The sequence below is a fragment of the Halopseudomonas sp. 4NH20-0008 genome (genome assembly GCF_057548395.1).
On record NZ_BAAJMD010000014.1, the window covers coordinates 39,953 to 54,541 of the forward strand.

Below are 14,589 nucleotides of genomic sequence, written 5' to 3' on the forward strand. Positions count from 1 at the left end.
GCGGGCCACCGGTATGCAAAGGTTGTGTAAATCTCTGTAAGTCCAGTTCCGTGCTACTGAAAACAAGCGTTTGATGGTGACATGGCACTCTTCAGGATGGTGTTCAAGCCGCCCGCAGAGAAGCTACCCCGTCATTGTCGAGGCAAGATCATGAACAGCATAATTCGTTTGTCACTAATTGGCCTGACCACGGCGCTACTGACAGCCTGTGCCAGCGGCCCGTATCAAGTGTATTCATCTGAACCGCGTTACCAGCGCTACGATCCTCCGGTGGTGCACCATGCGCCCAGCGTGCGCTATTACCCGGCGCCATCCCATCGTCATCAGACGGTCTATGTGCAGCCCAGAACGGTGATACACAACCGGCCAGTGATCATTGATCGGCACCACCGTGCTCCGGCGCAACAACACCGCCGCCCTGCCCACCCGCACCAGAGTCAACATCAACGACCCAGGCATGATCAGCAGCATCGGCCACACAATCAGCAACGCCCGACGCAACATCATCGACCAAGACAGCAGGCGGAAGCGCCGCGACACCAGCGTGAGCATGACAATCGCCAGCGCCATGCGGATCAACCACGTCGCCATGAAGATGGCCGACGCAACCAGCACCCCGGTGCAGGTCGCCAACACGACGCGTCACCGAGACAGGGCGGCAACAATAACAGGTGGGGGGCACAGCAGAATGGGCAATCTCGTCCACCCAGCAACATGGTCAGGGAGCGCGTAGCCGCTTTTCAGAACCAGCAACAGAATCAACAGCAAGACAGGCGCCAGCGCAATGAGCAAAGGGGTGATCGTTCAGCTCAAAGGGTAGCGCGCTAGCGAGTATGGCAAGGCGGGAGAGCAAGGTTGCAACGCCAGGAAGGCGTTGCAATAACCTCAGATGATGGAGTCACTGATCAGCATGCCGTGCAGCACATAGCAGGCCTGGCGACCACGTCGCAAGGTAAAGGGATGGCGGCTTGCAATCAGCCAGCCGTCGGTAATCAACTCATTGATGTGTTCACGCAACGCATGACAGTGGCGACCTTTCTTGTCGGTCTCAACCGTGACGTCCTGCACATCTGCTGCTGCGGGTACTGAGCTCACTTTTGCTACGGCTTGTTGTTGCATGATGCCCCCTCGAGAACAATCCTTTGTCCCAGTGTGCTGAGCGGGCGTCCTGTCCGCGCAATGGAATCTGAGTCGAAAGTACCAGATTCCCTATCCCGGCCAAGTCTTGAATGTCGAAACTGTGAACCCTATGACATATTGACGCCAATAATCCTGCCCGACACTGTCAAAGGGTCGCTTTCCAGCAGTTACATGCGGTTCGTTGTTGAAGCCTTCTTGGTGCAAATTCAAGCATAGGCTCTGATGTCCTCTTGACGGCACTTGTGCATAGCGTTTAACTCTTCAAAAGCGCCAATCAATGCAGGGGAACACCCTGCTTGAACACATCGAACAACAACAAGGCTGCCCCGTGACCGCCCATACTCCCACCATCTTTGCCTCTGTTGCCTGGGTTGCAATGATCATGGCCTTCTGTCTGCTGGTGGTGGGTCGTTTCAACCATCGAGATGGCATGATGACGGTCGGAGCGGGCCTGTTGGCGCATGCCCTGGCCTACATTTGCTTTACCCTGTTTGGCCATGCCCATCTATGGATAACCTACGCCCTGTCCAACTCGCTGCTGGCCGTGGCCATGACATTTTATACCGCAAGTATCTTCCGCATCACCGAACACCCCGTGCCCTGGGCCTGGTTGTTCAGCCTGCCACTGGCGCAAATCATTCTGCTCAGCCTGCTGCTCAACACCCTGGAGCCTCGAACGCTGGTGGCCTCCACCATTTTGATGATCCAGTGCGCCTTTATTATTCGCTGGGCTGCGCACTTTGCCCAACCCGGCGGTCGCGCCCATATACTGCTGATCATCGGCGCGGTGATCAGCCTTATCGGCATCCTGATTAGAGTGGTGTCGATTGTCAGCGGCAGCGCTCCGGAAATGCGTTATGACGTCAGCAACCTCAGACAATCCATCTCCATCAGCATTGGTACTGTTACGGTGATGATGATTTCCCTTGGGCTGGTCCTGCTGTCCAAGGAACGCAGTGAAGTAGCTCTGCGACATCTGGCCTTGCGCGATGCGTTAACCGACATCCCCAACCGTCGGGCCATTCTGGAATGCCTTGAGAACGAAATAGAACGCGCAAGACGCACGCAAGGCGTTTTATCGCTAGCTATTATCGATATTGACCACTTCAAGAGCATAAACGACCAGTATGGACACCTGGTCGGCGATGTCGTGTTGCGTCATTGCGTGGATACCATGAAACAGCGCTTGCGGCGCAACGACAATCTCGGGCGCTGGGGTGGTGAAGAATTTCTGTTGTTGCTGCCCAATACCAACGCTGAGGGTGCTGTGGTGAGTATTGACGGCCTGCGCACCCAAGTCGTCGACAACCCTACCGATATAGACAATGAGCGCATCCCTCATAGTTTCAGTGCGGGCATCTGGTCCGGCATCCCGGGGCCGAATGACACCAGCACCACATTGATTGCCGCTGCTGATACGGCGCTGTACGAAGCCAAAGCGTCGGGCAGGAATGGATTGCGCGTGGCAGAGCGGCGGGTTGTTTGAACCCTTTGGCTGGAGGTTATGCTGGCTACGTTGCGGTCAAAAGAAGGTTTAGCGGCTCGACGCTAGCGCTGAGTCGCCTGGGATAGTGGAACAGGGATTATTCGGCGCTTTGCGCCTCACCCCTTCGGGCGGTGCGTCGATACGACTGCAGTCGCTGCGCTCCTGCATTCCTTCGCCAGCGTTGCTGGCTCGGTCGAACGAGGGTTCTCACCGAGTACCCTCCGGACAAATAAAAAGGCCCCAGCTCGGCATCAGATCGTGCGGTGCTGGGGGGGGGCTGGACAGGGATTATTCGGCGCTGCGCGCCTCACCCCTTTGGGGGCCGCAGTCGCTTTGCTCCTGCGTTCCTGCGCAAACTGTGCTTGCTCCGGTCGAACGAGGGTTCTCACCGAGTACCCTCCGGACAAATAAAAAGGCCCCAGCTTTTGGCTGGGGCCTTTTTATTTGTTTGGCGGAGGGACAGTCCGTCCAGCACCGCTAACAGCCAGTCTCAACAGTGATCTGCCGTAACTATCTGAACATGACTATAAGCCAGTAAATACGTGGCATTGATACTGTCTGGCCCTGCTTGATATATCACTGACTAACACCTATTATCAGGGCTCTTAGTGTCTACCAAGGTGTCTACCCAGTGTCTACCAAGAGAATCAAAGCCGATACCGCCCGAGGTGTCTCCGCCCTTTTGAAGGAGGGCAAGCCAGGCCAGCACGCGGTCGGCAATGGCTTGTACTTGAAGGTATCTGCACCCGGCATAGGTTCGTGGTTTTTCCGCTACAAGATCGGCGGCAAGACCCGGCGCATGGGACTGGGAAAAGCCGGCACCGCCAACGCTTCCAACAAAGACCCGCTGACATTGGCGGAGGCCAGCAAGGCGGCGATGGAACCACGCACACAGCTAAGCAATGGAATAGACCCCCTGGAGCATCGCAACGAACTACAGCGCCAAAAGGAAACTGCCAGCGCCACGTTCGACAGCTTGGCCGCTGACTATATCGCCGCGCATCGAGTGGGCTGGAAAAATGCCAAGCACGGCCAACAATGGGAAAACACGCTCAAGACTTACGCCAGCCCGGTGATCGGGAAGCTATCGCCCAGCAGCATCACTACGGCTCACGTTCTGGAAGTCCTGAACAAAGATGACTTTTGGGCCAACAAACCCGAAACCGCCAGCCGGGTACGCAACCGCATTGAACTGGTGCTGGATGCCGCCAAAGCCAAAGGGCTGCGAGAGGGAGAGAACCCCGCACGCTGGCGCGGACACCTGGACAAGCTGCTGCCGCGGCGAGAAAAGGTTCAAGCGGTCAAGCACCATACCGCCCTGCCCCATTCTGAGTTACCCGCGTTCATGGCGCTGCTGGCAGATGCCGAAGACACCACCGCCAAAGCCATGCAAATGACCATCCTGACAGCCTGCCGTACCAGTGAGGTGCTGAATGCAACCTGGGATGAAATCAACATGAGCGCGAAGACGTGGACAATCCCTGCCGCACGCATGAAGGCCCGCAAAGAACACCGCGTACCGCTTGCTGATCCAGTCATCACCCTGCTGGAGTCACTGCCCCGCATCGAGGGCAACCCCTATATTTTTGCCGGTGCGCGCCAAGGCAGACCGCTATCCAACATGGCCATGCTGATGGGCCTTCGCCGTCTTGAGCGGGGCGACCTGACCATGCACGGCTTCCGCTCCACCTTCCGCGATTGGGCGGGCGAATGTACCCCGCACCCAAGGGACGTTTGCGAGCAGGCACTAGCGCACAGCCTGGGCAACGCGGTAGAGGCAGCCTACCGCCGCGGGGATCTATTCGAGAAGCGCCGCGCCTTGATGGCGGACTGGGCTACCTATTGCACAACCAAGCCTGCGGACAATGTAGTAAAAGGGAATTTCCAGAAATCACGGTGATCCAGATTTGGACCACCTGAAAGGTGCCGAGCCACTGCTGTAACAGTGACCCGGCTATTACACGGCGACCAAACGAGGTAGACGCCATGCAACAGCAACAGCATATCAAGAACCTAGTGCAATCAGCAGTAGACCAAGGGGACAACCTTTCGAGCGCAGGCCAGGCCCTAGAGACGATTGCGCGCCTGATGGGCCTGGACGGATCCGAGCACCATATCGATCACAAGGATATGGCGGGGCTGCTACATGCGGTTGCCGCAATTGGGGCCTACGTCGGCGCGACAGGGGACAAACTATATGAAGCTGGAGAGATGGCCGGCGCTCTGGAGGTGTCAAAATGAACATTGAAGAACGTCGAGCCAAAGACCGAAGCCGCACCGCGTGCCAGGCTCCGATTGGTCGCCCTGAATGTGTGCTGTACTTGAAAGACGGAAAAGAACATCGAACGGCCTGGTTCTCTAAGCCAGAGCACGCACAGCGAGCCCTGAAAGTGATGCGAGCCAAGTACGGAGCGAATAAAGCGATCATCTACCTGGATTAAGCCGAGTTTGACCAGCCTAGCCCGACGGGGCGAAAAGCGGGCCACCTACCCCGCCTGGCTGGTCGATCTAATGTAGGACGCCTGAGGAGGCGCAAGGATGGCCAGAGGTTTTACACTTAAGCTAGATGCTGGGCTTTATACGATTGGAATGCCCAATGCCTTGGCGAGCCAGCTTGTGGACGATGATGAAAGCCGCCTGGCTTCGCCGATCAGCGTAAAAGAAATGAGGGTGATTCCCGACGGCTTTCTGTTTGTCATAGACCCCAATTCTGGCCCGCCTTTCTATGAGCTCAAATACGAACCAGAAGATTTTGCCGAATTTCTAAAGGAGCTCGGTCAATCAGGCGTATCCAGATCGGCTTTGCTCTCGTTAGATACGGTCGGAGCCTCAAGCATATTCAAGACATTCTACGAATGGATGAATCACAAGCTGGCGGAACTGTTTGAGCGTGACATTAAAGTCGGCAAGCTGACATTTGAGGAAGCTCGAGAGCTACGGAAGGAGGTTTTTGATATACCGGCATTCGCTGATTTTTTCAAAGCAAGCTGGCTCGCCGGTGATATGCCGAAGGGAAAAAAAGGCAAGCGCCGGAGCTTCAATAGAAACGTTGAGGAGCTATACGCATTCGCCAGCCGCATTTACCGGGAAAATCAAGGTAAGTCTTGGGAGGACGCCTGCGGTGATGCCATAGAGCAAAATCCCGGTCTCGTGCCCGCGGGCTGGGCTGCCGATCCAGAAGGCAACCTCAAAAGAGAAGCTGCGCGCTACTGGGACAAATCAGAATACTCCCAACTTTCCTACCGCAAGGCTCGGGACATATAACCATTATTATCTGCCCCTGACCCGCTGCTTGCTCACCTTCAATCTGGCCATGCTAACAACCGACACCTAGGAGTCGCCCAGCATGTCTATGACCGCCGAAGCAGTAACAAACCAAACCCTAACCCGCCCCAAGCAGACCGCTGAACATTTCCAAATCAGCATCATGACCTTGCACCGCTGGCGCAAGCAGAAAGGCTTTCCCCAGCCACTCAAGCGCGGCGCGGTTGTTCTATACAACTGCCCCGCAATCAAAGCCTGGCTGAACGGGGATTCCTGAAATGAAAAAAGCGACCCATTCCGAAGAACAAGGCCGCCCACACAGCGCCAAGTCTAACACCAAACCACCGAGCAAGATTGCACGCATCCTGGCACACCTGCTGGCCGGTGGCAGTCTCAACCGCTTTGAAGCTGAGCGCCTGGGGGATCATTGCCTAAACACCACTATTTCCACATTGGCAAACCGTCACGATCTGGACTTTCAGCGCCAGCCAGAACGCGTACCCAACAACTGGGGCACACCTTGCAACGTGAACCGCTACAGCTTGCCCTGCAGCCAGCATGAACGCGGCGCCCGCGTCCTGGGCTACCTAATGCGTCTCCGCCCCGCCAGAGAGGAATAGCGCTATGCCCATCAACCACAACCTACCCGCCGTTTGGCTGATCAGCACTGCCGCCTGGCTTCATGCCTGCGGCGTATTAACGGAAACGGTGGCATTGTTTGCCGCGGTCTGCTTGGTACTGGGAGGGCGCCTGCTATGAATGCCTATGACAACCAACTCCGCGAAGCCATGCAATCCGTCTATGGCGCCTTTGATTGGGCGCTGATACTAGACGGCCAGTTACATCGGGGCACCGCACCAGGCGACCGGCCAGGCAGCAACAATCTGTGGTACGTCGTGTATACAGATGGTATTCCGTCTGGTGCTTTTGGAAGCTGGAAAATTGGCGACTATCACACCTGGAGCAGTCGGAGCCCGACTGACCGCCGCGAAGCGGAGCACCTGCGCCAGCAAATGGAAGAGGCCCGCCGCCAACGGGAAGCGGATCTGCACCAGCGCCAACAAGCTGCTGCGGAGTACGCCCGCAGGCTCTGGCGTGACGCTCGCCGCGCTGACCCCAAACACCCCTACCTGACAGCCAAAGCAGTGCGACCGCACGCCCTGCGCCAACAGGGTGACGCCCTGCTGATACCCCTGACCCATAACGGCGAGCTGGTGAACGTTCAGCGCATCCAGGCGGACGGCAGCAAGCGATTTCTGTCCGGTGGTCGGGTGAAAGGCTGCTATAGCCCGCTTGGGATGATTCGGCCAGGCGAACCACTGTACCTATGCGAAGGCTGGGCAACTGGCGCGACCATTCAGGAGACAACCGGCCACCCCGTCGCCTGCGCGATGAACGCTGGAAACCTACTGTCGGTCGGCCAGTACCTGCGCAGCACCTACCCCGACGCCCTGCTGATTGTTGCGGGAGATGATGACCGAAAGACCGAGGGCAACCCCGGCAAGACTACGGCTATCAAAGCTGCTGAAGCCCTGTGCTGCGGTCTGATCCTGCCACCATGGGAAGGTGACGAACCCCTGAGCCTGTCTGACTTCAATGATTTGCACCAATGGCGGGAGGGTCAAAGATGAGCGAACTGATACCGCAACCACTATACGCCGCCCCGGCGCCGCTGCTGCCTGACACTGCGCCGCCGACACCCTACCCGCTGGACGCTCTACCGCCGTTGATGCGTGAAGCTGTCCGGGCCATTGCCGAGTTCGAGCAAGTACCGTTCGCCATCGCAGGACAATGCGCCATTGGTGCTGCTGCCCACCTGGCACAAACTCGCACAAATGCATGGCATCCGAAAGGCAATCCGGCTGGCGCCCCCTGTTCGCTTTTCATGCTGTCACTGTTCGGATCTGGCGAGGGGAAATCCAGCGCGCGCCGCCTGGCATTCAAGACGATTGACGAGGCAGAACGAGAACTGCGCAACCAGCACCGCCAGAAATGCAATGAAATCACGACCCAGGCGCGGCAACTCAAGGGCAAGGCGCGGGAGGAATTTATGGAAGCCAACCCGCTGCCAGACGAACCGCGAACACAATACAGTGACGCGACATTCGAGCCGCTCGCTGGTGACTTCATCCGGGGCAAGGCCGCTGCAAGCTGGGACACTGACGAAGGCGGGCAAATGCTGGGCGGATCTTCACTCAAGGCTGACACCGTGGTGGCAACGCTGGGAGGATTAACCAAGGCATTCGATGACGGGTACTTTGAGCGCACCCGGTCTCGTGGGAATGCTGAGGGCTCTGGGGTAGCTTACAACCGCCGCTTGAGCATTCACTTGTTGGCGCAACCCGCAGCGGTAGCGGAGGCGCTGACCAACCCGTTGTTCATTGGTCAGGGCTTTCTACCGCGTTTCCTGTTTTCCGCCCCGAACAGCCTGGCGGGTACGCGATTCATCACCGTGGAATCACTTAGCCGAAGTGCTTACGCCGATTCGCGCTTGCAACGCTACTGGGCACGCTGCAAGGAAATAGCCGCCAGCCCCGAATACATAGACCCGGACACCAACGAAGTTACCCCGCCGCTTTTAGCTCTGGATGATGCTGCAATCTGCCAATGGGCTGACTTCAAAAACGACATAGAGGCTGAGCTAGGGCCGCTTGGAGAATACGCAGCAATAAAGCCTTCCGCCAATCGGGTAGCACAGCAGGCACTACGCCTGGCTGCCGTGCTGGGCTGTTTCGAAGGACTGGAGCGGATCAATGCCGACTGTATGTACCGCGCATGCCTGCTGGCGCGGTACTCAGTATCGGAGTGGCTCCGTTACACCGACGCCGGGACCGCCAGCCCGCTGCTGAGAAATGCCGCCTATGCAATGGACTGGATGCGTGACCCAAAGCGTGCCGAGAGCTGGCGCATATTCGACAAGGCCAAGGCCGGCAAGTCATGGCCGCCCGCGATCAGATCCGCGAAGAAGCGGGACGCTGTATTGGCCGTACTGGTGGAGCATAGGCACCTGCTGACCACCAACGGCGAGCAGTTCAGGGTTAACCCGCTTGCGGAAACTGCGGAAACTGCGGAGAGCCAGGGATTACAAGGCTTTGCACTTGCGGAGGATCTGCGGAGAACTGCGGAAAAGGTGCTGACGGACCAAGACTCCGCGGCAAATCCGCAACCTTCCGCAAATCTTCCGCAACCTGAAACCCGCGTAAATAAAGGGCTTCCGCAGAATCCGCAGAATCCGCACGCCCCCGCGTCCGCAGAGACTATTCCTGACTATGAGGAGTTTTAAATCATGGCTGCCCTGGAGTACCTGCGCCGCGCCGGCCTGACTGTCGTAACCGTAGCCGGCAAGCTGCGTGTCACCCCGGTGGAACGGATCACCCCGGACCTACGCCAGCACATAATGATTCACAAGGCCGAACTGTTGGCAGAGCTGGACGCCGCCAATGAAGCCGCAGCACCGGAGGACCAACCGCGGAGCCATGAGCCGGCCAGCCACACGCTGACAGCCGCCACCGCTTCGCCTGAATGGCGCAAGGCGCGAGAACAATACATCAACCATCTGATGGGCTGCCGAACCTGTCACGCACCCACAAGCCGTTACTGCGTGACTGGTGCGGATTTGCGCCAGCAATACACTGTCACGCCAATGGATCTGACACCATGAAAGCTGAATCGGCCCCTGACGTGCGAAAACCGGAGCAAAAGCAGCCCTTCCTGCATTTCTGCGCGATTCGGCAAAGCCATACATGGCGGGCTTTGTAGCCGTTTCCTGCGTTTCTTAACGTGGAGGGTGAAGGAACAACGAAAGATACTCAATCTTGCAAAATGTCCGCATCTGATGCGGACACAATCCGGACAAAAGTAGGACAGATTGCAGCGTTACATCACCGTTACTTAACCGTTACCCAAGGGGTCCATCATGGGAGAAGTTATCAACATCAACATCGGCACCACAGACACGGGCATCATTCGAGACGATGAAGGCAGGCAGATAGACGCTTACGGGCAAGCCCTGCTGCTGGGGATATTCTCAGACCTATGCCGGCATCGCGATCAGGAGGCAGACCCGCAGCGAGCCAGCACGCTCAACAACATCACCAAGCAGATCGGCAAGGTGCTGGAACGGTACGAGCCTGCATAGCAATCTGAAGCCTATAAGCATTAACCGGCATATGCCTGCCGGGGTGGGCTTTGGGTCCCTCCCAGGGGTGGGTCCATCGCGGGTAATTCGCGGCCCGGTGCTTCGCTACATATCAGCAAGCGCCGGAAGCTGGTTGTTGTGTCGTTATGAATCTGTGACAAAGCCGAAGATGGCCACGGCACCTTATAAATGAATCTGAATACCTCGAATCCGAGTGATTTGACATTCGGGACCGGAGGGGTGGGTCAAAACTTCAAAGGACTGGAAGCCCGAACGTCGGGGGGAGCCGCTTTTCTGAGTCCACAAAATAGAGGTTTTGCCAACACAGCAAGGCGGCGTCTTCAAGCCTAAATGGTCTAGTCTCTTAATGGACCCACAAAGGAGAGCGCCACAATGGAATGCCCAAAATGCAATCATGAAGACACAGCCGAGGCTTTCGGCCCTGATCGGCAGTGCCCCGTCTGCGGCGCTTACTATGACAAGGTAATTGCCCGTCTCAATGCTCAAGCGGCAACGCCTACCCCCAAGGCGAAAAGCCAGATAGCCACGCGCTTGCACAACGCCAGTCAGGCAGTAAAAGCCAGCAAGGCAGAGCGGGCCAAAGGTTCACTGTATTGTGTAGTCTGTGGCACCCGAAGCGACGGCAAACAAAAGGCCAAAGGTTCGACGCTTGTGGAGCTGGTGCTGTGGCTTACCTTTCTGCTGCCTGGGCTTATTTACAGTGTCTGGCGCCTTAGCAACAAGTACCGCGCCTGTCCTGCGTGCGGGTCGGCGGAACTAATACCGATCGACTCTCCCAAGGCTGTTCGAGATATTGCTGGTGCGGAAAATAAATAATTTGCGAGGCAGCGATATTTCTAACGCCGGAGTGCAATCCAATGATCGCAGCCTTTCAAGGGCAACGGGAGTAACCAGACGAAAGTTTGTATTCCTAACCCTCTTCTTTGACATGCCCACTCCGACCGTTCTTTTGAGAATCAAGTCGCAAGCGCTCTCTCAAAACCAATTTAGTCGCCTCGAGCGCTACAAAATACGCATCGCTCAATGCCAAGTCCTTTACTTCGCCCGTATGGACTAGTGAGCCACGAAGGTCATAGGCACCCACCACTTTGCGTGCAAGCGCGCTGAGTTCAGGCTCGGGAAGCGGCACTTGGTCTAAAATTAGCTGACGCACTCGTCGCCGAATGGACGTTTCCTTGCGGAACTCAATCTCCCTGAGCAGGGCTTGCATGGCATCATGAGTCTCCCTATCACCCGCTTCATCGAGTTTAATTTGCACTGTTGCCGCAAAGCCCTGCAGCAGCGAGACAGCCTCTGGATGTTTTTCTGTCACTGGCGCCAGAACCTCTAACACCATCATCAGCGTCAAGAAACGAGCTCTGATGGAGACCTCGGATAAGTGGGCGAGGTATAGGTCCAGCGCAACGGTAAGACGTGGGCAGGTAGGCTCAGAAAATGCGCCGCCCCATTGCATACCCTCGGTAAGAGCACCCTTCACGATAGGCCATCTTGTAAAGGAGTAGCCGGAAGCGCTCATCGAAATAAACCGAATATTCTCATTAGTCCTGAATACAGCGACCCCGGCTTCTTCAGTTAGACCATGTACCGGCGCTGTATGGGGGAAGTCCCATTGCCTGCTCAGTTTTCTTCCAAAATCTTCAGGATCGTCACTTCGAGTGATAGTGCGCTGCTCGAAGAACGGGACGAAGGAGATATGTCTGTCTATGGCGATGCTCCATAGGCCTCCTTTCAAGAGCGGAACATAGTCTAAGGCCGCCGCTTCAGATTCAAAGTTGCGGGCTTCAAGGACAAGATGACCAGCGCTCAGCTTTGCTTTGACCTCGACTGTGCCGAATTGAAAACTGGGTTCAGACTCCAAGCCAGATATTGAGTTTTCTTCAAGTAGCTTTACGGAGACGCGCAACGTCCATGTTTCGCCAGGCATGATGAAAAGACCTTTGTTATGGGGAAAGCCGCCGAACGCTCAAGCTGGATTAGATGGCTGGTGGGAGATGGCCGCTTCGGTAAGAAGAGCATAGTCCGAATGACAGCCCGGGTGCCAAAGCGGGATCAAGGCAAGCAACCAAGCAAAGTGTCTACCAAAGTGTCTACCTTGCTCCGCACAAACAAAAAGGCCCTGAATAATCAGGGCCTTAGCGGAATTAGTGGCGGAGGGACAGGGATTCGAACCCTGGGTAGGCTATTAACCTACGCCGGTTTTCAAGACCGGTGCATTCAACCACTCTGCCATCCCTCCACGGCGGGCAATACTACCCGAAACTGTGACGCAGTCAATGCCAAAGGTAGACTTTTGAAACTAAAATCTTTATCTAAAGCCTTGATTTGACTTATCGAAGCGGTATGATCCTGCTTAGTTTAAGGATCAAACCTTGTCACTACTGGAGTCGTACATATGAATATGCAAGATCGCGACGTAACCCTGCAGCAAACGGGCGTCAGTGAAGCCGAAGTCAGCAAGTTGTTTCGCAATACTTATGCGCTTCTGGCCATGACCCTGGCGTTTAGCTCCATCGTTGCAATGGTCTCCATGGCAATGAATCTTCCTCGCCCCGGCCTTATTGTCATGCTGGTCGGCTTCTATGGCCTGCTGTTTCTCACATCCAAGTTCCGTGATTCAGTCTGGGGTCTGGTACTCACCTTTGTGTTCACCGGTTTCCTCGGCTACACCACGGGCCCGATTTTGACCTACTACCTGTCCATGCCTAATGGTGGCTCCCTGGTTGCCATGGCGCTGGGTATGACGGCTATGGTGTTCTTCGGTCTGTCTGCCTATGCCATCACCACCCGCAAGGACTTCAGCTTCCTGTCCGGCTTCATAATGGCCGGTTTCGTGGTCCTGCTGTGTGCCATTGTTGCCAGCCTGTTCCTGAACATCAGCGGTCTGTCACTGGCCATCTCTGCCGGTTTCGTGCTGTTCTCTTCCGCAGTAATCCTGTATCAGACCAGCTCGATCATCCATGGTGGTGAAGATAACTACATCATGGCGACCATCACGCTGTTTGTGTCGATCTACAACCTGTTCCTCAGCCTGCTGCACCTGCTGGGCGCCTTTGGTGGCGACGACTGATTGGTCTGCTTGTTATACTCTGGGCCCGCCTTGTTGCGGGCCTTTTTGTTTCCGGGATTGCTCTGATGAATTTTGCCATTACGCTGCTGGCCGGCCCGCAAGACCCCGCAGCACGAAGCGCGTTGAACTTCGCTCGCGCCGTTATTGCTGCGGGACACAGTATCAGCCGGCTGTTCTTTTACCGTGATGCCGTGCACATCGCTTCCACTCTTGGCGTGCAACCCCAGGATGAAGCGGATATCAATCGTGAGTGGCGTGAATTTATCAGCGCCAACAATCTGGATGCGGTGGTCTGTATTGCCGCCGCCCTGCGTCGCGGCGTTCTCAACCCGACAGAGGCAGCGCGCTGGGAAAGAGCCGCAGCCAATACCGGCGAACCCTGGGATCTGTCCGGCCTGGGCCAATGGGTTGACAGTCTGCAAAGCGCTGACCGCGCTGTTACCTTCGGGACCTGAACATGAAGAGTCTGTTGGTCATAAGCCGTCAACCCCCTGCCCGCCTGGGCGCGCGTGAAGCGCTGGATCTGGTGCTGGCCGCCGCCGCCTTTGGCGTGCCAACCGGCATGCTGTTTATGGGTGATGGTGTGTTGCAGCTGCTGAAAGGTCAGGATGCGGCTTTGATCGAGCAGAAGTCACTGTCGGCCAACCTGCAGGCGCTGGCGCTCTTTGGTGTGGAAGACCTGCTGGTCTGTCAGCACTCACTGTCGGACCGTGGCATTCAGGCTAACCAGTGCCAATTGCCGGTGCAGCCAATCGACAGTGCTGGCATTGCCACTTTGCTGGAACATTATGATCAGGTGGTCTCACTTTGATGTTCGCTTATCAGTTCAGGTAACCCCATGCTGCATATTCTCCGGCATTCACCCGCGTCCGACCCTCGCTTTGCCAGTTGTCTGCGGGTGCTCAGTGGCAATCAGAACCTGCTGCTGATTGAAGACGCGGTATACGCGCTGCTGCCCCGATCCCAGACGCTGAACAATCTGAAGATTCTGCCTTCCAGTGTCAGTCTTTACGTTCTGCAAGCGGACCTGTTGGCACGTGGCATGGCACTGGATGACTTGCCACGGGGTATTCAGCCGATCGGTTATGAGCAGATGGTCGAGCTCTGCAGCCTCAGCCAAAAGGTAATCAGCTGGTGAGTGAGTTTATTGAAGTCAATGGTCGCCAGATCGCCCTGGACAAGGAAGGTTTTCTGGTCGAGCTGCAGGACTGGTCCATACCCTTGGCTGAGGCGCTGGCACGGCGTGAAGGCGTGGCCTACACCGCCGCCCATCACGAAGTAATCGAGACCCTCAGGCGGTTTTATCAAACCTATCAGTTATCCCCGGCCATGCGCCCGCTGGTCAAGTTCATCGCTCAGGAACTGGGGTCGGAGAAAGGCAACAGCCTATACCTGCTTAGCCTGTTTCCAGGCAGCCCGGCCAAGCTGGCGAGCAAGATCGCCGGACTCCCCAAGCCGGATAACTGCCTGTAA

20 protein-coding genes and 1 tRNA gene are annotated in these 14,589 nt (G+C 56.5%); 17 read left to right on the forward strand and 4 right to left on the reverse strand.

Annotation, left to right across the window (positions count from 1 at the left end):
- Nucleotides 1-234: 234 nt before the first annotated feature.
- On the reverse strand, nt 235-591 hold the full coding sequence (locus AC27HQ_RS13880) for a hypothetical protein (protein ID WP_487156779.1): 357 nt from the start codon (nt 589-591) through the stop codon (nt 235-237).
- A 294-nt stretch (nt 592-885) separates the two neighbouring features.
- The gene (locus AC27HQ_RS13885) at nt 886-1,119 is read right to left on the reverse strand and encodes a hypothetical protein (protein WP_487156780.1); all 234 of its coding nucleotides are present in this window, start codon (nt 1,117-1,119) and stop codon (nt 886-888) included.
- Between the two features lie 349 nt (nt 1,120-1,468).
- Here AC27HQ_RS13885 and AC27HQ_RS13890 point away from each other — a divergent pair, with 349 nt between their 5' ends.
- The 12 genes from AC27HQ_RS13890 (at nt 1,469) to AC27HQ_RS13945 (ending at nt 10,865) form a co-directional block, all read left to right on the forward strand.
- Nucleotides 1,469-2,626 (forward strand): GGDEF domain-containing protein, encoded by a 1,158-nt coding sequence (locus tag AC27HQ_RS13890; protein ID WP_487156845.1) that lies wholly within the window; start codon nt 1,469-1,471, stop codon nt 2,624-2,626.
- Between the two features lie 631 nt (nt 2,627-3,257).
- Nucleotides 3,258-4,526: a tyrosine-type recombinase/integrase gene (locus AC27HQ_RS13895; RefSeq protein ID WP_487156781.1), complete on the forward strand. Its 1,269-nt coding sequence runs from the start codon at nt 3,258-3,260 to the stop codon at nt 4,524-4,526.
- An 86-nt stretch (nt 4,527-4,612) separates the two neighbouring features.
- Complete coding sequence (locus tag AC27HQ_RS13900) at nt 4,613-4,867, forward strand: hypothetical protein (protein ID WP_487156782.1); 255 nt, start codon at nt 4,613-4,615, stop codon at nt 4,865-4,867.
- The gene (locus AC27HQ_RS13905) at nt 4,864-5,067 is read left to right on the forward strand and encodes a hypothetical protein (RefSeq protein ID WP_487156783.1); all 204 of its coding nucleotides are present in this window, start codon (nt 4,864-4,866) and stop codon (nt 5,065-5,067) included. The genes AC27HQ_RS13900 and AC27HQ_RS13905 overlap by 4 nt, the downstream gene beginning before the upstream one ends.
- Nucleotides 5,068-5,164: 97 nt before the next feature.
- Nucleotides 5,165-5,890 carry a hypothetical protein gene (locus AC27HQ_RS13910; RefSeq protein ID WP_487156784.1) on the forward strand — a complete coding sequence of 242 codons (726 nt, stop codon included), beginning with the start codon at nt 5,165-5,167 and terminating at the stop codon, nt 5,888-5,890.
- Nucleotides 5,891-5,972: 82 nt separating this feature from the next.
- Nucleotides 5,973-6,167, forward strand: a complete 195-nt coding sequence (locus tag AC27HQ_RS13915; protein ID WP_487156785.1) for a helix-turn-helix transcriptional regulator — start codon at nt 5,973-5,975, stop codon at nt 6,165-6,167.
- A gap of 1 nt (nt 6,168) precedes the next feature.
- Nucleotides 6,169-6,510 (forward strand): helix-turn-helix domain-containing protein, encoded by a 342-nt coding sequence (locus tag AC27HQ_RS13920; RefSeq protein WP_487156786.1) that lies wholly within the window; start codon nt 6,169-6,171, stop codon nt 6,508-6,510.
- Nucleotides 6,511-6,645: 135 nt separating this feature from the next.
- Nucleotides 6,646-7,521 (forward strand): toprim domain-containing protein, encoded by an 876-nt coding sequence (locus AC27HQ_RS13925; protein WP_487156787.1) that lies wholly within the window; start codon nt 6,646-6,648, stop codon nt 7,519-7,521.
- A complete protein-coding gene (locus AC27HQ_RS13930) occupies nt 7,518-9,173 on the forward strand; it encodes a DUF3987 domain-containing protein (RefSeq protein ID WP_487156788.1) in 1,656 nt (551 codons plus the stop codon). Before AC27HQ_RS13925 ends, AC27HQ_RS13930 begins: the two co-directional genes overlap by 4 nt.
- Nucleotides 9,174-9,176: 3 nt before the next feature.
- Nucleotides 9,177-9,551 (forward strand): hypothetical protein, encoded by a 375-nt coding sequence (locus tag AC27HQ_RS13935; protein WP_487156789.1) that lies wholly within the window; start codon nt 9,177-9,179, stop codon nt 9,549-9,551.
- Nucleotides 9,552-9,806: 255 nt separating this feature from the next.
- Entirely contained in the window at nt 9,807-10,028 is a 222-nt protein-coding gene (locus tag AC27HQ_RS13940) for a hypothetical protein (protein WP_487156790.1), read from the forward strand.
- Between the two features lie 393 nt (nt 10,029-10,421).
- Entirely contained in the window at nt 10,422-10,865 is a 444-nt protein-coding gene (locus AC27HQ_RS13945) for a hypothetical protein (protein ID WP_487156792.1), read from the forward strand.
- A 94-nt stretch (nt 10,866-10,959) separates the two neighbouring features.
- On the opposite strand, the gene AC27HQ_RS13950 is transcribed toward AC27HQ_RS13945, so the two are convergent.
- Together AC27HQ_RS13950 and AC27HQ_RS13955 are read right to left on the reverse strand one after the other, a co-directional pair.
- Nucleotides 10,960-11,973: a hypothetical protein gene (locus AC27HQ_RS13950; RefSeq protein ID WP_487156793.1), complete on the reverse strand. Its 1,014-nt coding sequence runs from the start codon at nt 11,971-11,973 to the stop codon at nt 10,960-10,962.
- 221 nt (nt 11,974-12,194) lie between these two features.
- A tRNA-Ser gene (locus AC27HQ_RS13955) sits at nt 12,195-12,285 on the reverse strand.
- A 162-nt stretch (nt 12,286-12,447) separates the two neighbouring features.
- On the opposite strand from AC27HQ_RS13955, the gene AC27HQ_RS13960 reads away from it, so the two are divergent.
- The 5 genes from AC27HQ_RS13960 to AC27HQ_RS13980 all read left to right on the forward strand — a co-directional run bounded on the left by AC27HQ_RS13960 (nt 12,448) and on the right by AC27HQ_RS13980 (nt 14,589).
- Entirely contained in the window at nt 12,448-13,116 is a 669-nt protein-coding gene (locus AC27HQ_RS13960; RefSeq protein ID WP_487156847.1) for a Bax inhibitor-1/YccA family protein, read from the forward strand.
- A gap of 65 nt (nt 13,117-13,181) precedes the next feature.
- On the forward strand, nt 13,182-13,571 hold the full coding sequence (gene tusD, locus AC27HQ_RS13965) for a sulfurtransferase complex subunit TusD (protein ID WP_487156794.1): 390 nt from the start codon (nt 13,182-13,184) through the stop codon (nt 13,569-13,571).
- A 2-nt stretch (nt 13,572-13,573) separates the two neighbouring features.
- Entirely contained in the window at nt 13,574-13,927 is a 354-nt protein-coding gene (gene tusC, locus AC27HQ_RS13970) for a sulfurtransferase complex subunit TusC (protein WP_487156795.1), read from the forward strand.
- A gap of 27 nt (nt 13,928-13,954) precedes the next feature.
- Complete coding sequence (tusB, locus tag AC27HQ_RS13975) at nt 13,955-14,254, forward strand: sulfurtransferase complex subunit TusB (RefSeq protein WP_487156796.1); 300 nt, start codon at nt 13,955-13,957, stop codon at nt 14,252-14,254.
- Complete coding sequence (locus AC27HQ_RS13980) at nt 14,251-14,589, forward strand: TusE/DsrC/DsvC family sulfur relay protein (protein ID WP_487156798.1); 339 nt, start codon at nt 14,251-14,253, stop codon at nt 14,587-14,589. Before tusB ends, AC27HQ_RS13980 begins: the two co-directional genes overlap by 4 nt.